This is a genomic window from Methanosarcina mazei S-6 (assembly GCF_000970205.1).
Lineage (GTDB): Archaea > Halobacteriota > Methanosarcinia > Methanosarcinales > Methanosarcinaceae > Methanosarcina > Methanosarcina mazei.
The window spans coordinates 3,745,291-3,766,208 of record NZ_CP009512.1 but is presented as its reverse complement, the minus strand read 5'-3'; the positions used below and the strand labels follow the sequence as shown (position 1 = coordinate 3,766,208).

Sequence of the window (20,918 nt, the reverse complement as noted above, 5' to 3'; positions counted from 1 at the left end):
TATTCAGCAGGATTTATATGCCTGATATCTTCATTTAAAGAAAGTAAAGGAAAATTATTTCTGACTTTTAATGCTTAACTTTTCTTCCCAAAAACTAAAACGGAGCACTCATTCATGATCCCTCTTTTAAGTGCAGGAAAAATAGCTCTTGGAAGCATTACAAATGCAAAGATGCGCTCAACCCTTACAGTACTTGGTATAGTTATAGGAGTTGCGGCTGTAATTGCAAACGTGTCCCTGGGGGCAAGTTTCAACCAGCACTTTACAAATGAAGTAACAAATATAGGTTCGAATTTTATTTATGTTCAGGGGATGCAGCCGAAGCTCTTCTATGACAACCAGCTCCAGATAATTGAAAATACTCCCGGGATTTTGGGAGTTTCACCTCTGAAGTCGCAGACTGCTGAAGTCACTTATATGTCTGAGACCAAAAACATAATGGTAAGCGGAGTAGGGGAGGACTACGATGAGGTTGCAAAAACCCAGCTAAGTGAAGGCTCTTTTATTAATGACAATGACAGGTATGTTGCAATTATAGGATATGATATTGCAAACGAGAAGTTCGGCAGAAACCTTTCTGTCCGGAGCTCAATAGACATAACTTTCAGGATAGGGGAAAATGATAAGGTCACACAAACCTTCAAGGTCAAAGGAATAATCCAGAACCCTCAAAACACAATGGTTCAGGGTTTCAACGATAATGAGGCAGTTCTTATCCCTATTGCGGTAATGAACGAGATGCTTGGCGAAACTGACTATGGAGGAGCCTTTGCAATGGCTGAAGACCCTGCAACGATTCAGAATACCTCGGATGAGGTGGACAGGCGCCTTGCCAGGAGTTTCGGGATCTCTGAAAGGGATCTTGAGGATAAAGATTCAAGGCCCCACATGACCATAAATCAGGCTGAGATTCTTGAGCAGACCGACATGATGGCAGCAGCCCTCAGCTCTTTCCTGACAGCCGTTGCCCTGATTTCCCTTCTTGTTGGCTCCATAGGAATCATGAACATCATGCTCGTAAGCGTTACTGAGAGGACAAGAGAGATAGGCGTGCTCAAATCTCTCGGCTTTACAGGTTCTGACATCCTTTTCCTTTTCATGATCGAATCAATCCTTCTTGGAGTTTTCGGAGGGATTATAGGAGGCATAGTTGGAATTACAGGCGCATATGGCGTGGAAAGCTTCCTTTCCCTTCCGGTGGTATTTCCCTTAAGCCTGATAGTTGCCGGATTTTTTGTTGCGGTTGCTGTTGGTTTTATCTCCGGAGTCTATCCTGCAAGAAAAGCTGCAAAAATGAAACCCGTGGATTCTCTAAGGTACGAATAAAATGGAATAAATTATTACAGGGCAAAAAAGGAACTGATGTGTGAAAATCCAAATCTTTCTCAGGGCTTTCACTTTCCTGTAATTAAAACTTTCCGGATAGATCTGCCTTGACTTCCGATATAATTAAGTCAAATCAGGTTTACATAACATAAAGGGGGTTTACGATTGGCACAGAACAAAATCGAGAAATCCGAAGAAGACTGGAAGAGTGTTCTAACACCCGAACAATACCATGTTTTGAGGCAGAAAGGCACAGAAAGACCATTTTCTGGCAACCTGTACTACAACAAAGAAAAAGGAATCTATACCTGTGCTGCATGTGGGCAGGAGCTCTTTTCCTCTGATACCAAGTTTGAATCCGGGACTGGCTGGCCGAGTTTCTATGATGTGATTTCCAGCGACAGGGTCCGGCTTCATGAAGATAACAGCTATTTCATGAAAAGGATAGAGGTTGTCTGCTCTCGCTGCGGAAGCCACCTCGGGCATGTATTTGAAGACGGGCCTGAACCTACTGGGCAACGCTACTGCATCAACTCTGTCTCTCTTGGTTTCACAAAGGAAGAAGATACAGGGAAAGAAAAAGAATAAAACATGACTCATCTGGCATAAGAACACCAGAGCCCCGTAATTGCGATCTTCAGGGAATCTGGGTAAGGAAAAGGAGGGCCTGATAATTTGAACCTCACTAAAAAGTATGCCGAAATTGGCGGATTTTTGATTTTTCTGGTTCTCTACCTGGTTTTTTTCAACATATTTTTCCGGTTTGAAGGAACAGGATATCCTTTTTATGCGCCGGGAACTCTTATATTTGCTTTTTTCGGGTACTGGCTCGGTGGACATCTTTATGACAGATATCTCAGATGAGGACTGTGATAATTTTTAAATTTCAGGGCAGAGATTTTAATAAGTTCCTTTTTTTCATAAAATATATCACAAATAATAACAATCTATCCTATGGATGTTAAAAGCAATCATTTTCGATATGGATGGGGTTCTTGTGGACTCCATGCGTTTCCAGGCTGACGCATGGGCAAAAGCTTTCCAGGATGCTGGTATCAATATTGTGCGGGAAGATATTTACGAGCTCGAAGGTTCAAACGATAAAAGGCTGATAAAATCTATCTTCAAAGAAGCCAGAAAAGAGCCTGAACCTGAGCATTTCGAGCGCTTGCCTGAAAAGAAACGCGATCTTCTGGAATTTGACAGAATAAAACCTTTTGAAGGCATTCCTGAATGCCTTGATGAATTGAAGAGGCACTTCAGGCTTGCCATGGTTTCCGGATCGAACCGGAATACAGTAGGAAAAATTGTAGATAAGTTTTTTTCAGGCTACTTTGATGTTGTTATAAATGGGAGTGACCTGGAACGCGGGAAACCCGATCCTGACCCTTATCTCAAAGCGCTTGAAATGCTTGGTCTGACGAAAAACGAATGTATGGTAATTGAAAATGCACCTCTTGGAATTACTGCTGCCAAGAGAGCGGGGCTCTACTGTGTCGCGGTTGCAAGTATGCTTGAGCCTGAAAAGGTACAGCATGCTGACCTGGTACTCGAAGACCATGCTTCTCTGTTCGATTATCTCAAAAGTCTCATACCTGGAAAACCGCAAACATAAAGAACCCGTTTTTTTCCTGATAACCCTCACTCAGGCCTGTTTAACCGGCTAAGGCTTTATGCAGGCATCGAGAGAGGGGTAAAGGATTTTTCAGGAGACTTTTTTCCCGGCTTCTTTTTCCAGCAGTTCCCTGACTGCTTTTGGGCCGTCAAGTTCGGATGCAAGCCGCTGCAATCTTTTTACTTTATCTCTGTATTTCTTGTCTTCAAGAACTTCCCTTATACATTCCAGAATGACTTCAGGCGGGGTAGAATAACTGAGCATTCTTCCATAACCTTCCTCTTCAATCACTGCAGCGTTGTTCTCCTGTTCGCTGTGTCCCTCATCAGGAAAAGAAAGAATTGGAGTTCCAAAACTTAAAGCTTCCATCATTGTACTGTGTCCGCCTGGAGCTATTACGGCATCTGAACTCCTGATATATGGAAAAGTATCTCCTACAAACCTGAGGATCTGAACGTTTTTGGGGATTTCTTTGAACTTTGAGGGGTCGAGGCTTGGGCCAGAAATTAGCGTATAATTTATTCCGGAGTCGAGTGCAGCAGTTGTGAGCACTTTTCTGAAAATCGGTTCCCTGTATCCGAAACCTCCTATCAGGGAAACAATATGAGGCTTTTTCAGAGGGATCTGTTCCACTTCTTCATACTTTTCCTTTACAAGAGGGCCGCTGTAATACAGCTTTTCCCAAAGTCCGGGGGAAAAATTCAGATTTTTTCTGCAAACCGTATATGGAAGGGGATAATCAGGAATAATTATTTTATCGGTTTTTTCAAAGACTTCCCGGTAGAATTTTTTTGTCAGATCTCCGAGAAGTCTTATAGGAACGCCCCTGTTTTTGAAAAAGTCCTCCATATTTGACTGGTTAATAATAAGATACACAGGGATATTAAGAAGCATAGCTGCAAGAGTTCCCAGGTAATAGCTGTCCGAAACCACAACATCCGGTTTGAAGTCTTTTATAAGTTTCAGGACCTTTGGACCACCAAGTATCCGGGCATTTTTGAGGGTCGCTTCTATTGAGCCCGAAAGGTCAAATCCTCCAGCTTTTCCAACCAGTTTTATCTCCGATGGTATTTCATGTATCCGATAACCTGTCTTTTCAACCAGATCTCTGGAGTAACCGTAAGCCCCGAATTCGATCTCGTGCCCTGCAGCAAGAAGCTCCTTTCCCAGCGCAAGACAGCGGCTGGTGTGGCCAAGCCCTTCTCCGCATATGAATATCATTATTTTCACCCTGGCTCCCTCCATTTCTCGAATATACTTCCCTGGTTCTCTTTTTTCTGAATTTTACCCTGTAATATACATAATATGTATTATATGCATTTTTTATCAAAGTTATTTTCTATTATAGTGTAAGATAAACTTTTTTAAACATAACTTAAATGGGAGTACAAATTTAAATGGAATTCTCCAGAATACCGGTCGCGACCTGTAGAGAATAAGTTTCAGAATTCTTTATAAATCCAAGGGAATAAAACTCAGATGTAAATACAAAAAACGCTCATGATATTCTTGGAATAACATGCCCAAAAAATGAAAGTATCTGGAAGTACTTTCATGCCAAGAAGAGGTTCAAAGATAAGATCAAATTGAAAATAAGTACATTAGCGAATTAATAACTCCTTGCTTATGGAATAACTCTTATTGATTGCATGCCCTTTAGCCTATTAGTGTGGTTATTTTAACTGCTATTTGATAATATTTCTTTTTCTGCAAAATAAGCATAGCAAACACTTCAGACTTATTTATCCTTTAAACTCATATTTGAACTCAAAGCCAAAATGATGCAAGGAATACAATGCCATCATTATTAAGAGGCAAAGAAAAGAAACGGATACAAAAGATATTATCAGATAATTTAAAACTCCGGTCTCCAGGAAGCTTATGTTCATAAATGGGAATATGCTAATTCTTTCGCTGTATACTGGGTAGAAGTAGTAACAACTGGCTCCGCAGGCATCATCAAGCAAGAGATGAGTAGAGAACGCGACCTCGCCAAAAAGGCCTAGATATATTGCTTTAGCAACTTTCTGGTATACAACATATCCTGCAAATGTTCCCAATACGATAGCAGAAAAACTGAATAGAAGTGAGTGTGTCGGGATAGATCCAATCCAGCAATATTCAATGGTGCCGTTTACGAACAAATTATAAATGATCATGACGTCTGGAAGTAGCGTACATACACTGCCCACCAGTAATAACAGGAGTAAATTCAATGAACTCCCAAAAGTAGCCTGCCTTTGAGAAATTGATCTGAAAGTAGCATAAACAGCTACTGCACTGACACAGAATACAAAGAACAAAATGTGCACAACTGGATAGGGCATGAAAAGCTACTCCTTTAAATCTAACTTGTTTTTGGTTGACAACCCGTTTTTTACTTTATGTTCTGATTATTTTTTCATCTGTTCAATATGCCGTGCTTAATTAAAAGTAGTGATTTCTATAAAACTACTAGAGAAAATGTAATTAGAAATCTTTATTAAGATTTCATATACTGATTTGATTGGCAAATCTTAAAATGTGAGTATTCTTGATGATAACCTGATTGGCAAATCTTAAAACGTAAATATTTTTGATGATGATCTGATCGGCAAATCCTAAATGTGAATACTCTTGCTGTTGATGTTTTTGACACTTATTCTATTATCTCAGGTGCACAATTCTCCGCTCTATCTAAAAATTTAACTCTTAAGCAGAGAATCTTTTTCTTTTAAAATTAGATTTAAAATTTGAGATATAATTATAAAAATTAAGAAAGTACTTTTCACAGAATTTGATGATATTTCATTTTATGGAGCCTCATTTAAAATATATGGAATATTATTCTCATATTTCATCCTTTATATAAATTTTTTAGGAACTCTCTTTTGAATACATTTTGTTAATATCTGTTTAATGGAAATTTATAAATCTTCTTCTTATCGACTAATCTTCATATCACTATCTAATTTAAGAAATATTTCTTCTTCTACGCTTTTTTATTTCATTGTTATCTAAATGAATAATAAAAAAAAAATTTGAAAACCAGGCTAATTCTATTAGCTTTAAAACTGGGATAATTATCCTCCAGAATGGGAGTTTTTGTATTTGACTCTTACAATTGCAGCAATGCCTGCGTACAATGAAGCACATGTGATCGCAGAAGTGATTTTGGGATGTAAAAAATATGTAGACAACGTCATTGTGGTAGACGACGGCAGTTCTGATAATACTGCAGAGGTTGCAAGATCTGCGGGAGGGTATGTAGTAAAACATGAGGTGAATAAGGGATACGGTGCGGCTCTCAAATCCTGCTTCAAACTGGCTCGTGAATTTAATGCAGATGTAATGATAATAATGGACTCTGATGGGCAACATAACCCGGATGAGATTCCTCGGCTGCTAGAACCTTTAAAACATGGTGCAGACCTTGTAATTGGCTCCCGATTTATAAATGGTAATGGGAAAAATGTGCCAGCCTACAGAAAGGTTGGTATGAAAATTCTCGATATTGCCACATACCTTGCGGGAGGGATTCTCGTTACAGACTCCCAGAGCGGTTTTCGAGCTTATGGAAAAAAGGCTATTGAAAATGTTCGTTTCGACGGGAATAACATGTCTGCAGGTTCTGAAATTTTACTATATATTAAGGATCACAATCTTAAGTTTACAGAAGTTGAAATTCACTGCAGGTATGATCTTGATCAGTGTTCAAGCCAGAATCCTTTTTTGCATGGTATGGAGGTGGCATTTCAAATTTTAAAGAATATGGGATTTAGAAGACCTCTGTATTATTTTACGGTTCCAGGAATATTGCTGATTGCCGCTGGATTGCTTATAGAAATAGCATTTTTACATTTAGTAGGGAGTTTCGGTTTTGGAGTGATTTCATTAATTTTTTTGATGATTTTAACTGGGATTTTTATGGTGTTTACGGGGGTTATACTTCATTTAGTCTCTAAGATGATTTCTCAAATAGTACCAGGTCAAAAAGGAACTGAATCTCTTAATGATGGTTTTTAAACGCAGGCATGAACAAATCCAATGAGTCATTTTCAAAGTGAATAATAACTTTTCATTGTCTTATCAAATTTACTTATTAAATATGGTGTGGGGGTCTGAATGGAACGCTTTGAGGAAGCTAGCATACGTATGGAATGCCCTGAAAAAATTAACGAAAGAGAACTTATGGAGTATTATGGTTACACCGGTTCATTCGGGGTGATAAAATTCTATTTCCGTTACGCATTTAACTGGATATTACAAACAATGGCTAAAATTAGTCCTCATTACGGAATATCTGTAAAACTCCAGCGGATGAGAGGTGTAAATATCGGGAAACACGTATTTCTGGGGCCTGGTGTCAATCTCGATGATCTATACCCTGAATTAATTACAATTGAAGATTACGTCGGTATCGGAATGGGAACAATGATATTTGCGCATTCTAATCCCACCTGTTCCCCGTATCTTAAAACAAAGTACTATCCGAGGGAAGTAAAACCTGTAACTATAAAAAGTGGGGCCTGGATTGCGCCCGGGAGCATAATTCTTGCAGGTATTACAATTGGGGAACATAGTGTTGTTGGCGCCGGGAGTGTGGTTATGAAAAACGTAGAACCTTATACAGTTGTAATTGGGTGTCCTGCTAAGGTTCTAAAGAAACTTGAATAATTAGTGCAATTTACTTTGGGGCTTTCTGGGGGGTTAAGAATGATTAATGCACTAAGTTTTGATCTGGAGTACTGGTATACAGCAGAACTTGTTTGCAGATGTGTACCTGACGAAAAAGAAGATCAAGTAATAGAAGCTGTATATCCCTTACTTGACCTGTTAGACGAATACAATACCAAAGCTACGTTTTTTGTTTTGGGGAAATTAGCAGAAAAATACCCTGAGTTAATAAGGGAAATCTCTGAAAATGGTCACGAAATTGGTTCTCACTCATATTCTCATAAAACTCTTCATGAACTTGGGATAAAAAACTTTGAATATGAGATTGAAAAGACTAACGAAATTTTGAGATCAATTACTGGAAGGTACCCTCTTGGATTCAGGGCTCCGACATTCTCAATTGATAATACGAATAAATGGGCTTTAGATATACTGGTTAAAAATGGTTACAGATATGATTCCAGCATTTTTCCTGTGAAGACAAACTTATATGGAGTTCCGGGCGCTCCAGTTGTTTCTTACAACCCTTCCCTAAATGATATTACTGTACACGATCCAGATGGCCCGATAATATAATATCCTTTAAGTGTTATAAAGTTTGGAATTAATATTCCGATTTCAGGAGGATTTTATCTCAGGCTTTTTCCAATATCTTTTTTGAAATATGCTATAAATAGAGTCAATATGGAAAGATCTGTTGTTATATACATGCACCCGTGGGAAATGTATTCACATACACGGAAGGTTCAACTTCCTTTAGTTTCTCATTTCATTACCTATTACGGGGTTAATTCTGCCTTTAATAAATTAGATCATTTACTTGCAAATTTCAAATTTTCTCCAATAAAAGAGGTATTAGGTTTATGATATTTGATTTACGCATTTATTCCAGGCATTCTCGTAAATTTTCTCCTCAAACTTAAAACTCTCTCTAAATTCGCAAAAAAGAAAGCACTTTGTAAGATTGCATTACTGATAATAATTCATTTAAAGGTGATTTTGAACATTTTGAATTATGAGGTTTCAAACAATCATTGAAATATAAACTGACTTGGGGGCGGTTTTATTAGAATATGTTTCATTTTATTGATAAATAAAGGTGGGATGGTACACTATGTCTCGCAGCTTTGTAATTCTTTAGCTGATTTTAGTGCTGAATGTGATGTTTATCTAATTGCTCCAGAAGGTATTAATGAAAATCTCTTTAATAGTCGTGTAATTTTGAGAAAAATTCCTTCTATTGATCGACATGGGTATCGAATAGATCTGATGGTTAAGTATCTTTTGGATATTGGTCCCGATATCATACACACCAGTATGGTGCATCCATTCATAGTTCCTTTACTACCGGTCTTAAAAAAAATAGCTCCTGTTGCTGCTACAGTGCATGACGTTCAGTTACATTCTGACCAAAAGAATCTCATCTGCGACATGAGTACATTAATTACTTCCAAACTTGCGGATTTGGATTTTGTCCATGGGGAAAAACTCAAATTAGAGTTGATTAAGAGAGGTGTTTTGAATTCAAAAATATCTATCATACCTCATGGGGATTACTCCTTTTTTAGCTCTATAATTCATAAAAAAATTAATGAAGAAGAAAATACAATTCTATTTTTTGGCAGAATACTTGAGTATAAAGGAATAGATTATCTAATAAAAGCAGAGCCTCTGATATCCGAAAAAATACCCAATATTAAGATAATTATTGTTGGTAGTGGTGATTTCTCTAAATATGAAAGCATGATAAATCATAAAAATCACTTTGAAATAATCAACGAATATATCCCGGATGAGAAAGTTTCTGAATTATTTCAAAAGAGTTCAGTTGTCGTTCTTCCTTACGTTGAAGCGTCACAAACCGGGATAATTCCAATAGCTTACGCTTTTAAAAAACCTGTAGTTGCAACAGATGTGGGAAGCCTCTCGGAAGTTATTGTAGACGGTGTTACAGGCTTTATCGTACCACCTAGAGATTCTAAACTTCTAGCCGATTCTTTATTAAATATCTTACTTAATAAAAATCTAAAGAATAGTATGGGTAGTGCAGCATATGAATTTATGAAAGAGAATATGTCATGGAAAGGGATTGCTCAAAAAACCATAGTAGAGTATCAAAAACTTCTGGGGAATTTCGAAAAACCCCGGTATTTAATAGGTAGCTTGCAGTAATTATCTACCTGTTTATACAAACAACACTCTTAAATAAAAAAAATTAAATTTCTCTTATTTGAGGATTAATTATCTTACCAGAAGAGGGACCATCTGATGATAATACCTGACTTATTTAGATTAAACGATTGGAGTACAAGAAGGTTTAATCTATTTATATGGTCTATTCTGGTAGCTTATGATTTTTCTTTTATCTCAAATGTGCCTTTATATAGCATAGAAATATTGTCGAAAATACTCGGATTTGTTATTCTTACCTTCATTCCCGGATACATTATCTTAAGAATTTTTAAAGTACATGATATTGATAGAGTGGTAACCCTTCTATTAGCTATTGGTTTGAGTCTTTCTTTTATTATGATCTTTGGATTTACTGTGAATATGTTTCTTCCATATATTGGGGTTTCGAAGCCAATTTCAACTTTTCCTCTTTTCTATTCTTTAAATATTTCAATTTTAGTCTTGATGATTATCTATTATTTCAGGGATAAAAAATTCAATTCATCTCAAAATCAGTTACGTATTACATTTTCTCCTATGTTATTTTATTTTATTCTTCTGCCCTTATTCAGTATACTTGGAACAGAATCTGTGAATCATTATAATTTCAATATGCCTGTTCTGATATTACTTTTTGTAATATCATTATCCCCCATATTAATCGCTTTAGATAGGATCTCAAGGGACCTTTATCCTTTTATGATTTTATCCATTTCACTCGCAATACTGTATAATATGAACTTAATTTCAACTCATTTATGGTCTTATGATATATTTTATGAAGCACATACTTCAAAATACGTCCTAGAAAACGGCATATGGAATCCAGGTAATAAAACCATGGTACCTCTCCTTTTATTCACTATTTTAAGTCCAGTTTATTCTTTAATTTGTGATTTAAACGTTATATGGGTTTTCAAGATAATATTCCCATTTTTTTTCTCGTTAACCCCTCTTGCCTTATATTATGTCTATAAAGAACTGGATTTTGGAAATTACAAAATAGACTCTGAAATAGCAATGCTATCAGTATTCGTATTCATATTTTTCTATGGATTTTATAAAGATATGCCCGATAAACAGCATATTGCAGAGTTGTTTCTAGCGCTTATTTTGATTCTAAGTATTTTTAATACTCAAAAAAGAATTCTTCTTTTTATATTTTCTTTTTCCTTAGTGGTATCCCATTATGGTATAAGTTATTTTTTTGTGTTTTCTCTTATTTTTGTATCCATGATGAGCAGATTTAGAGTTAATGCGGATACCTCCTTTTTAACACCAACCTATACTCTTTTGTTTTCTGTACTCACATTCAGCTGGTATATCTATATCTCAGCTGGAGATGTATTTGAGGTTATCACTCAGGTTGGGTATCACTTTCTAAGTGGCATAAAGGATATATTTCAAGCAAATAATGATGGTAGATCAGCTTCAGCTTATTTGTCATATCTCTCTAATGGAATATTATGGGTTATTTATATGTTGATACATTTAATTCTCCAGTTTTTCATATTTATTGGGGTCTTGAATCTATTGTTATCTATTATGCATAACAAAACTAAATCCTTTGAGATTGCTCTACTTACAATTATTTTTTATGCGTTTCTCTTTGTACAATTCTTCAAAACTTATGGAATGGGGCTCGATAGAATTTTGCAAATAACTTTAATTTTATTATCTCCTTTATCAATTTGGGGGTATAGTTTCTGTGTAAAAAATCTAAATAGTGTGTATGCGCGTATTATTTCTAAAAGGATTTATCGTAATAAAGAAAATGGAAATCTAAATTTAATTTTTGAATCCACATTAACCAGAAACGAAGCTATTAATAAAAATCACATAACTAATCTCTCTAAAAAAGCAAGACTCTGTTTTTCTATATTTTTAATGATCTTTTTTGTATTTAATTCCGGATTTATATTTTGGATGACTGGATACCCACTTCCGGGCTACTGTATAAATATAAATCCAAATTCCGGTTGGCCTGTTTATTCTGAAAGTGAGATTTGTGGAGTTGACTGGCTCAAATCTCACGAGAATGAGCATAATAGAATAGCTGTATTCAACCAGTGGGATACTATAAAGAGCAGAGATGGTTTATTAGTCGCAGAAAATTTCTACTCAAAGGATTTAATCCCAATACAAACAAACACAACAACACTATATAATTCATATTTATTTCTCGGGAAATATTCCGTGGATAAAGTAGAAGATGGTGAAGAAGACGTGGATTTACAAGACACATTATTTTATAATTCCACATTAAAAAATTCTAATAAAATATATAATAGTGAAAAATCCCATTTATATCTGGCGGAGTAAAAAACAATTTTGCACAGGGATCGTAATAAGCAGGCAAGAAAACTATTAAACTAATGACAAATGAAGGAGTTCGACAATGATTTCATACATTCAAACAAAAATACATCACATTAACTTCCTTCATGACTCTTTATTTAAAAATGCTTTTTTTCTCATGCTCTCAAGCATATCTACTGCAGGTTTTGGCTTTATTTTCTGGTTTCTGGCTGCAAAATTTTATTCCGCAAGCGATGTGGGAATTGCAACTGGAATTATGTCCTCAATGACATTAATTGTTAATTTATCAAGATTTGGCCTTGATTATTCAATTATCCGTTTTTTTCCCACGCATGATAAATGTAAGGTTTTCAGCACATCTACAGTTATTTCAACATTAATTGCATTAATCTTTGGCTTAATATTTATATCAGGGATAAATTCTTTTTCACCAGAACTCTCTTTTTTAAGATCACCACTATATACTCTTTTTTACTTCATATCACTTACTTCGAGCTCAGTAATATTCATGGCAGGTATCTTTTTTGTCGCAATTAGAGAAGCAGAATTTCAACTGTATTTGAACCTGATTGTGGGTTCCAGAGTGCTGTTTGTGATACTATTTATCTCTCTGGGAGCTATTGGAATTTTCTATGCAGTGGGTGCCTCATTCTTTATTGCATTTTTAATTTCTTTAGTTCTAATTTTGAAGTCCGGGACTGATCTAAAACTGAAAATAGACCGTAAATTTTTGACTGATAGTTTTAATTTTTCTGCCGGAAACTTCCTTACAGGTTTGTTTATGACTGTTCCGAATACATTATTGCCAATTATGATCCTGAATATGCATCTGGTTGAACAGGCAGCTTATTACTACATTGTCTTTGGGATTGTGTCTTTATTATTTATGATTCCAGAATCTATCAGTACATCTTTGTTTGTTGAAGGGAGTAATGGTCAATCACTGAAAAAAACCGTTATTCAATCACTTGTCATTATATTTTTGCTTCTAACTCCAATTGCGTTATTTTTCTACTTATATGGCAGCCTGATACTCGGATTCATTGGGCAGGATTATGTTGCAGGGGGTTCAGGTGTTTTCAGGCTAATGATCTTTGCCAGTTTTTTTGTGGTGGTGAATAATGTCTACTTTGCAATAAAAAGGATTCAGAAAGATACTAAGGAAATTACATTACTTAGCGGAATAATTTTTATTTTGTTAATCGGATTGGCTTTTCTGCTTATACCTGTTCTTGGGATTGAAGGGATCGGATATGCCTGGATAATCAGTTACGGAACTGGAGCGTTGATAATTCTAATTCAGGTTTTCAGGAAGGCCAGGTTCCAGAATTTATTGATAAAAGCGATGTAACAGTATTACATAAATTACACAAATGTAGGACTTACAATTTTTGCAATAATGTTATGGCACAATATGATAGCAATAAATGAACTCTCAGAAAACTATGGTTCGTAATGGTTACAGTTAAGAATACTACAGTTTTTGGTAAGACCTGAAGACTTTATTTTTGAGCTCATCCCAAAACCCAGTTTTGATCCCAATTATCAGAATTATTCATGAATGCTTTCACAATCAGGAGATTGATTGGTCACTCAAAATACGAGACCCAAAAGAGCAAATTTCGAGTTTTGGGATAGGCTCTTTGATTAATTCCATAATTTTTGGCAGTGTACCAAAAGTCCTGTACTGCTAGTAATTCATGCAGGCTCCTTCCGTTCTCAAGGGTAAATTGGATATCCGGGCATGAAACTGCACTTGAGATGCTTTATATATTTTGGTTTTCTCCGTCTTAATGATCCCGGCTCTTTCAGGTATAGGAGATTCCCCGTTATACAGTTCTCTTTACAGTCTTCTTGCCTGGTTTTCTCTATGGGTTGTGGTGATAGCAATTACTATCACAGATTCTTAATACGAAAAATAATTTAGCAGAAGCAATAACAGTTGAATGTTTTGAAGCTAAATCTTATATACTCTCAGATATACAGTCAGGGGTTTACATTTTCTCCTGTAAAAAATAACAAAAATTTTATTCAAAAGAGTCGTGATATAAAAAGGAAATATTCTTCTAAATAATGGCTAGTATAACTATTTTTCTTATTTCATATTCTTTAATATTAATATAGTTAATCACGTTTAGTAATAAAAGGGGGTTTATTGTGTATAAAAGTTTTTTGAATACTTTATCCTGTCCACGTTGTCTGGGAAATCTTAAATTAAATGAAATTCAAAATGAGATGGATAATGTTACTAAAGGAAGCCTTCATTGCATAAATTGTCATTTTAATTTTGATATCGAAGAAGGAGTTTCTATTTTTGGTCTAAAGCTTGATCACAAGGAAGAAAGAATAAAAGAGATCAAAGCTGAAAATGAATGGACTTCTACTGCTAATGATCTACAATCTCATATAAATTTTGCAATGTCTAGTTCTAAAAAAGGTAAACAGATTATCGATTACATAGAAGCTTTTGATGAGAACTCTATGAATAGAAGAAAGGTGTTAGATATCGGGTCCGGTTGGGGGTGTTTTCAGGCCTGGCAGTTTGCGAGTAGGGGTTATGATGTAACCGCCACAGAGATATGCCCGGAATTTATCTTTGCATCAGATAAGGTGGTAAAAGAATGTTATTTTGAAAGAGTAATTACTGACTGTACAGTGCTACCTTTTAAGGATCAATCATTCGATATAGTATTTTGCAAGGAGACCCTTCATCACATCAATGACCCTAAATCTCTTTTAGACGAAATCTGGAGAGTTTGTTCTCCAAATGGACTAATTATCATCAAAGAACCCTGTGTGTCATCATTGCTAAAATTATTTATCACAAAGATTAATAGAGCAGCAAGAATTGGAATTACACATCATTTTCGCACATCTAAAGAATATATGGAAACAATAACTGATATTACATCTAATCCTGTAATTAGCCGTGAAAGCTTCACAAAGGATTTTCGTTTTATTAGATACATACCATTTTCAGATTTTATAAATAATCTCTCGATAATTATCTTAGGATCCGACTTTGAAGTGTTTGGTATTAAACGAACAGACTATAAACCTGAGGTTCAGGTAAATAGAGAAATAATTCCAATAAATATAAATGAATTGAACCTTGCTCAAATTAAATATTATAGAGATGATCTAATTCCTGAAGTGTTAAAGCTTTTCTATTAATTTTTAAATACTTAGTTTCCCGTTTGGGTATTGTTTATTTAACTGGAATTCCCTGCAGCTTCCGGGAATGGGCAGATTTCCCGGAGTCTGTTGTTATATCTTCGATTTATATTCTTAATTACATTTTTACTGTAATGAGGATAAGGCGTCAAACTATTGTGTGTCTCATCCAAAAAACGGTTTTATTCTCAGATCAATAAGATTTTTTTAATTCAATTTCATGATTTGAATATTTATTTTTTAAATTCTAATATTCAAAGAAATAGATTTGTTTACTGGGTGACGCTACAAACTGTAAGGAATATTTCTTCTATTAAGTTTATTTACTTTCCAGTTTCTAAAACTATATACTTTTAAATCTGTAATTTGATGCAAAAAAATGACAATATATAATTAATATCATCTGAAAGTTTGCTCTATATGCGTAATTATAATGAATAACATCCGGAGATCATATGAAAGATTTTATAAGTGATCATTGTAATAATTCCCATGATAAAGTCCATTCCCATAATTATAGCCATTCTGGAAAAATTCCTTTGAAATACAGGATAAAACATTTGTGGCACAAAATTGAATCCAGTTTTTTCTTCGTAGCTCTTGCAAGCTTGTTTTGGTTAATATATAAGTCAGGAACCAAACCCTCAAGAATTGTTTATCCCTGCCAGAGAGTTGCTGCTACAAACCTGAGTACATTTGTAATAGTTGCAGTAGCTTCTCCACTTTATTTGTTTCTAACAAAAATTAGAGGTTTTTTCACTCAGGATTTTAAATTTAGTAGATTATCTCTGTTTACATTAATCCTGGCTTCTATATTTGGATTTGGAGTATTTTTAACTACGAATTACTTTAATGGGCCAGTAGCCTCTCCTGTAGAATCTGGACCTGGAATAAATTCTTCCATTGAATCTGAATCTGGTCAAATTGAATTTGCAACAATTCCGGCTGCATATGATTTACCTTCTCCTCATAGAGTTGTAACAGTTCATAATTCAAATGCTTCTACCTGGGAAGGAGAGGGAAATCCTAATAACTACATGAATCAAACTGAAATTGATAAAATGGTAGATGCTGGAATTATGGAATTGACTGGAACAACATCTCCTCAAGAAGGATGGAGAAAGATAATTCCATATACTGCCGGGCAGTCAGTTGTAATTAAAGTGAATTTTAATAATAACTGGCATTTTTCCTCTAATGGGTTCTATTATAATGATGATTCCAATACAAATATGCTTAATTATGCTGCAGTTGTAAATTCCGTAATAAGTGGATTGAAGTCTGCTGGTGTCCCCTCGGAAAAAATATGGATAACTGACCCATCAAGGCCTATACATGATAAATTTAGGGAAAGAATTGAAGACAAGGGAGTGCAGTACTATATAAATCAAAATTGTGAGGCATACATTGAAGGAAGACCAAACGTTTCAGTGACCGGTTACGTTCCAGATGACTCCGTATATGCATCTACAAGCACAGCATATGATGAAAAAATAAGGCCTGCTCAAGTGTTTGCTGATGCAACTTATATAATTAATATGCCTCAGTTAAAAGGACATGGAATGAAGAGTGTTGGGAGAGTAACTTTCAGTTTGAAAAATAATTTTGGAAGTGTATATTATACTGCCGATGCTCTGGGTGATGACCCTGCACATAATGCCCAGCCGTTTGCAAAACTTTTGGCAGACATCAATAATAATCCAGTTTTTAGAGAAAAAACAAGATTAGTTGTAGGTGACGGTATAATGGGTAATCCCGATATTAATTATGGTCCACCTACGTTATGGAAGTCATTTGGAAACAAGCCTCCAGAAACACTTTTCTTTGGAGTTGACCCCGTAGCAACAGACTCGGTCATGGTAGATTATGTTAGAAGAGAAGTAGGTTCACAGGCGACAGGTCTTGTCCAATCTTATGCCGCTGAGCTGGGATTGGGAGTTTCAGAGTCCTGGAGTGATCAAGAAAATTATACTTACATAGACTATCACCCAATAGACCTCGATAATCAAATATGAACCACTTCTGAGGGAAGACTCGATGTCTTCCGTTCACTAAATTTTTTTATGTGCACTCAGCTATTCCAGGAGTTCTACCGGTTTCAGGTCACGATCAGGTTTTAATCTATTAGAGTAAATTTCCCGTATTTAATAGCAGAAAAAGGGAAAAAGTACTTCTATATTATATATGGAATCACACATTTCTAATTTATAGTTATAGAATAATACATCTTCATATTACAATTACTGAATATTTCAAAAAATATTTTTTAATCTTTCAAATAGTCAATATCTTATGTAACTATTAAACCTCAGAATAGTTTTTTCTATTGAATTTATTTACTTATTCTGCTTAATAAATCAGAACGTGGGGGATAGTTTCACACAGAGTTATTAAATTCAATTCCAATATTCGAATTCTACGGACGTTGAAATTAACTCTCAATGCTTTAATTCATCGACATAATGGGATTGAAGATTTTCAAAGGTTTCATAGAATAAACTCATTCGAAGGCGTTTAAATGCTAGTAAGTGTGATATACAGTGCTGTCTCAATGGTAAACACAACCGGAATTCCTGTATTTGAATACGCAATTGTATTCGGATTGGTTTTATTTCTCCTGCTCAAGGATATCCTCTCAGTATCGGAAGTGCAAAGAAAAACTATAATAAGTTCTTTAAACATGGTGATCGGACCACTGCTGGTACTTTTTATTGCAACTGTTGTCTATAAAATTATAGAAATTTTGTAACTTGATGGCGTTTTCAGGTTTTTTCTTCATATTGGATGGAGTGAAGAGCCTGCATGTGGAGGTAAAAAAGTTAGCATGGATCAACCTGAAATCCGAAGCCTGATGTTGTTGTAATCATATCCAAGGGGAATGTTTCTTCTTTGATTTACAGGAAATCCGGTCACGAGTCGTTTACTGTTTTCTCCTGTCTTGAGGCCATAAGTATAATTTTGCTAATCCGTATAATTTGGCTAACAGGAAGTAGGTTGCTATGCCGAAAATAACTATCGTGACCAGTATCAATTTGATTATTGTATTTTCTGGCAATATCATATTATTGAATATGCATTCCAACTTTATTAAATTTATCAGTCTGTTTCTCCCCGAATAATCCATGTTTTCAGACCGGAACGTCTTCATGTCTGTTTGTTAATATGCTGTAAATGTGGTCTCACCGTTTTACAGGAAGTCTGAAAACTCAACATCCAGCCTGTTAAGTTTTTGTCGCTGTTTTTTGCGAAGCAGCCTTTTCCTGACTTCATGTATGGCGGAAAACGGGAGTCGATTTATAGATAATAGAAAAGCATGTGGGGATGATGCAGGAGCTATAGAGGCTACACTATATTTTTCATTTCAAAAAATGAGGATAAAAGTGCAGTAAGTAAATTTAAAGAAAAAAGAAAAAGAGAACTGGAGGCTTAGAAGCCGTAGTTCTCAGGGAGGAAGACTTTAACTTCGCTCTTGTATTTTGTGAGGCAGTCGTCCATGAACTTGTCCATGTCGTCTGTGAGGGAGTCCAGGGATGCCTTTGCGTCTGCGAGTGCTTTGGTCTCGAACCTGGAGAGCTCGAGCTTGCCTGCAGCACCTTCGCTGACGATGTCGCAGCATGCGATTGCAGCGTTCTTTGCTCTGAGGTAGATGTTGTCTCCGTCTTTGACGATTGCCTGACCGATCCTGTATGCGTTGTCGTATGCAAGCACGTAGGCCTGTGGGTCTCTGTACCTGTCGGAGAGCATGAGGAGGTCCCTGAGTACTTTGTCGTTCTTGGTTTCAAGAGCGGTGTTCATGAGTGCGCAGTCATATGCAAGGGACTCGCCCCAGCACTGAACGGTTGTACCGCCGAATTCACCGTGGTATTCAACAGACTCGTTGGACCAGCAGTCACAGCACTGCATAATGAGGTTACCCATTACGTCAGAGTGAGCGCAGGTGGAGGTCTTACCTTCCTGGGTCATTGGCATACCGGTAATGGCTTTAATGACAACGTTCTCGTATCCGCAGTCCTTTCCTGGACCAACAGCGCCACACTCGTATGCAACGAGGGACCTGGGTGCGGAAATTGCCCTTGCGAGGATTGCGAGGGTGTGGGCGAGGTTCTTGTCGAGCAGTCCACCGCCGATGAACATTGCGGTGTTTGCCTGGGCACAGTCTGTGTCACCAGCAGAAACAGTTCCGGTCTTCTTTGCGATTGCGGAGATGTCAGACCAGATGAGTTCCATGTCAATGGACCCGAGACAGCCGATTGCGTAGAGCATACCAGCGATGTCGTTCCTGAGAACTGCGTAGTCGAATACTTCCTTACCACCCATTGATTCAACAGACAGGAGGTCTGCGCCAGCCTTTGCGCATTCTTCGAATGCTTCGAGGAAGACGGAGTACTTGTCGCCTCTGAGCTGGAGGAAGTCCCTGTTCTCACGGATGTCACCAATTGTGTGGCGGAGTGCGCACTTTATGCCGTATTCATCGTGGTATTCTTCCATGATGGTCTTCTGGGCGTGTGCAACTTCTGCTCCCCAGGAGGGGTTGTTGGACATCTGCTGAACGTGTTCTGTTTCGAGGATAACTGCCGGGAAACCGACCTGGACCATTCTGGCCATGATGTCAGTGGTGATCCTCTCGTATTCTTTTATGAGTTTTTCCTTGGATGCGCCGGCTTCTGGTCTTGGGGCGTAGTTAACTTCAGGAATTGTGTAACCTGCACCGATTTCAAGGCCTAGTCCTGCTTTTACAGGGTACTTGGATACGCCGAAGGTCATTTCGTCTGCGCTTGCGTATGCCATCTTAGTGAATCTTGTTGCTGCCATTTCACTCACCTCAGTGCTTGTGGAATTTGTCTCTTAATGCTGCAATATCTGTGGTACCTGCAACGATTGCGTCAGCAATCTTGGGGGCGTCAGCGGCCTCTTCACCATATACACCGAGTGCATACTGGGATACGAAGTCCTGGTTAACTGCTCCGCCACCGCATGCGAATGGAATCTTGTATCCTTTCTCGAGAAGTTTGTCGTTAACTTCCTTGAATGCATACATGGTGGTGGTCATGAGTGCAGTACCTGTGACCAGGATTGGGTTGTTTTCAGCAACTGCATTGAGAACTTCATCGACAGGAACGTCCCTTCCGAGGTCAACTACATTGTAGCCGTTTGCTCTGAGGAGGGCTGTAACGATGTTCTTCCCGATGTCGTGAACGTCACCTTCTGCGACGTGGCAGACAACAGTTCCCTTTGTTACAGGAGCAGTTTCGGAGTTTTCCTTACAGAATTCAATACCATCAAGCATGGCGTCAGCGGACATCATGACATTGGGGAGGAAAATGATACCTTCATCGTAGAGTCTTGTGACAACGCCCATGCCGACCATTAGTGCGTCATCGATAAGAGCAATTGGGTCCTTGCCTGCTTTAATTGCTGCTTCGAGACCCTCGATTACGTCGTCTTCTTCTCCTTCGAAGATAGCTTTTGCAATCGGGTAAATAAGTTCGTCCTTAGGATAGAGCTCTTCGGCGGCGTCTTCTGGCGTCATTGCCTTTTCCAGAGCTACATTGTATCTGGTTAATACCTTTTTCAGACTTGCCTCTGTAAAGTCCAACATATTTCTAAACCTCCATTTAGATTTTAACAAAAAGGTCCTTGCCTCTCCGAATCTGCA

General features: G+C 37.0%; 18 protein-coding genes. 14 read left to right on the top strand and 4 right to left on the bottom strand.

Features of this window, described 5'->3' with window-relative positions; genetic code table 11:
• Window positions 1-114 precede the first annotated feature (114 nt).
• The 4 genes from MSMAS_RS16165 to MSMAS_RS16150 all read left to right on the top strand — a co-directional run bounded on the left by MSMAS_RS16165 (window position 115) and on the right by MSMAS_RS16150 (window position 2,941).
• A complete protein-coding gene (locus MSMAS_RS16165; RefSeq protein WP_048046811.1) occupies window positions 115-1,326 on the top strand; it encodes an ABC transporter permease in 1,212 nt (403 codons plus the stop codon).
• A gap of 165 nt (window positions 1,327-1,491) precedes the next feature.
• Window positions 1,492-1,914 carry a peptide-methionine (R)-S-oxide reductase MsrB gene (gene msrB, locus MSMAS_RS16160; RefSeq protein ID WP_011033577.1) on the top strand — a complete coding sequence of 141 codons (423 nt, stop codon included), beginning with the start codon at window positions 1,492-1,494 and terminating at the stop codon, window positions 1,912-1,914.
• 87 nt (window positions 1,915-2,001) lie between these two features.
• Window positions 2,002-2,190 (top strand): hypothetical protein, encoded by a 189-nt coding sequence (locus tag MSMAS_RS16155; RefSeq protein ID WP_015411972.1) that lies wholly within the window; start codon window positions 2,002-2,004, stop codon window positions 2,188-2,190.
• Between the two features lie 94 nt (window positions 2,191-2,284).
• Window positions 2,285-2,941, top strand: coding sequence for an HAD family hydrolase (locus MSMAS_RS16150; protein ID WP_011033578.1), 657 nt, complete (start codon window positions 2,285-2,287; stop codon window positions 2,939-2,941).
• Window positions 2,942-3,031: 90 nt separating this feature from the next.
• Here MSMAS_RS16150 and MSMAS_RS16145 read toward each other — a convergent pair whose 3' ends face one another.
• Window positions 3,032-4,171: a UDP-N-acetylglucosamine--N-acetylmuramyl-(pentapeptide) pyrophosphoryl-undecaprenol N-acetylglucosamine transferase gene (locus MSMAS_RS16145; protein WP_011033579.1), complete on the bottom strand. Its 1,140-nt coding sequence runs from the start codon at window positions 4,169-4,171 to the stop codon at window positions 3,032-3,034.
• A gap of 512 nt (window positions 4,172-4,683) precedes the next feature.
• Window positions 4,684-5,268, bottom strand: a complete 585-nt coding sequence (locus MSMAS_RS16140; RefSeq protein ID WP_011033580.1) for a metal-dependent hydrolase — start codon at window positions 5,266-5,268, stop codon at window positions 4,684-4,686.
• A 763-nt stretch (window positions 5,269-6,031) separates the two neighbouring features.
• Between MSMAS_RS16140 and MSMAS_RS16135 the strand changes: the two genes are divergently transcribed.
• The 10 genes from MSMAS_RS16135 (at window position 6,032) to MSMAS_RS16095 (ending at window position 18,011) form a co-directional block, all read left to right on the top strand.
• Window positions 6,032-6,946: a glycosyltransferase family 2 protein gene (locus MSMAS_RS16135; RefSeq protein WP_048036846.1), complete on the top strand. Its 915-nt coding sequence runs from the start codon at window positions 6,032-6,034 to the stop codon at window positions 6,944-6,946.
• Between the two features lie 99 nt (window positions 6,947-7,045).
• Entirely contained in the window at window positions 7,046-7,597 is a 552-nt protein-coding gene (locus MSMAS_RS16130; protein WP_052716892.1) for an acyltransferase, read from the top strand.
• Between the two features lie 39 nt (window positions 7,598-7,636).
• Window positions 7,637-8,173 (top strand): polysaccharide deacetylase family protein, encoded by a 537-nt coding sequence (locus tag MSMAS_RS19635; RefSeq protein WP_230633298.1) that lies wholly within the window; start codon window positions 7,637-7,639, stop codon window positions 8,171-8,173.
• Window positions 8,174-8,188: 15 nt separating this feature from the next.
• Window positions 8,189-8,464, top strand: a complete 276-nt coding sequence (locus tag MSMAS_RS19630; protein ID WP_268988873.1) for a DUF3473 domain-containing protein — start codon at window positions 8,189-8,191, stop codon at window positions 8,462-8,464.
• 237 nt (window positions 8,465-8,701) lie between these two features.
• Entirely contained in the window at window positions 8,702-9,769 is a 1,068-nt protein-coding gene (locus tag MSMAS_RS16120; protein WP_048046810.1) for a glycosyltransferase family 4 protein, read from the top strand.
• A 96-nt stretch (window positions 9,770-9,865) separates the two neighbouring features.
• Window positions 9,866-12,091 (top strand): DUF2206 domain-containing protein, encoded by a 2,226-nt coding sequence (locus MSMAS_RS16115; RefSeq protein ID WP_011033585.1) that lies wholly within the window; start codon window positions 9,866-9,868, stop codon window positions 12,089-12,091.
• Window positions 12,092-12,167: 76 nt separating this feature from the next.
• On the top strand, window positions 12,168-13,439 hold the full coding sequence (locus MSMAS_RS16110; protein WP_011033586.1) for an oligosaccharide flippase family protein: 1,272 nt from the start codon (window positions 12,168-12,170) through the stop codon (window positions 13,437-13,439).
• A gap of 806 nt (window positions 13,440-14,245) precedes the next feature.
• Window positions 14,246-15,262, top strand: a complete 1,017-nt coding sequence (locus MSMAS_RS16105; RefSeq protein ID WP_048040678.1) for a class I SAM-dependent methyltransferase — start codon at window positions 14,246-14,248, stop codon at window positions 15,260-15,262.
• 455 nt (window positions 15,263-15,717) lie between these two features.
• Window positions 15,718-17,277 carry a DUF362 domain-containing protein gene (locus tag MSMAS_RS16100; protein ID WP_080503042.1) on the top strand — a complete coding sequence of 520 codons (1,560 nt, stop codon included), beginning with the start codon at window positions 15,718-15,720 and terminating at the stop codon, window positions 17,275-17,277.
• 503 nt (window positions 17,278-17,780) lie between these two features.
• Complete coding sequence (locus MSMAS_RS16095; protein WP_226987722.1) at window positions 17,781-18,011, top strand: hypothetical protein; 231 nt, start codon at window positions 17,781-17,783, stop codon at window positions 18,009-18,011.
• Window positions 18,012-18,688: 677 nt separating this feature from the next.
• Here the strand turns inward: MSMAS_RS16095 and mtaB are convergent.
• Window positions 18,689-20,074 (bottom strand): methanol--corrinoid protein co-methyltransferase MtaB, encoded by a 1,386-nt coding sequence (mtaB, locus tag MSMAS_RS16090; protein WP_011033590.1) that lies wholly within the window; start codon window positions 20,072-20,074, stop codon window positions 18,689-18,691.
• A gap of 10 nt (window positions 20,075-20,084) precedes the next feature.
• Window positions 20,085-20,861: a methanol--corrinoid protein MtaC gene (gene mtaC / locus MSMAS_RS16085; RefSeq protein WP_015411985.1), complete on the bottom strand. Its 777-nt coding sequence runs from the start codon at window positions 20,859-20,861 to the stop codon at window positions 20,085-20,087.
• Window positions 20,862-20,918 lie beyond the last annotated feature (57 nt).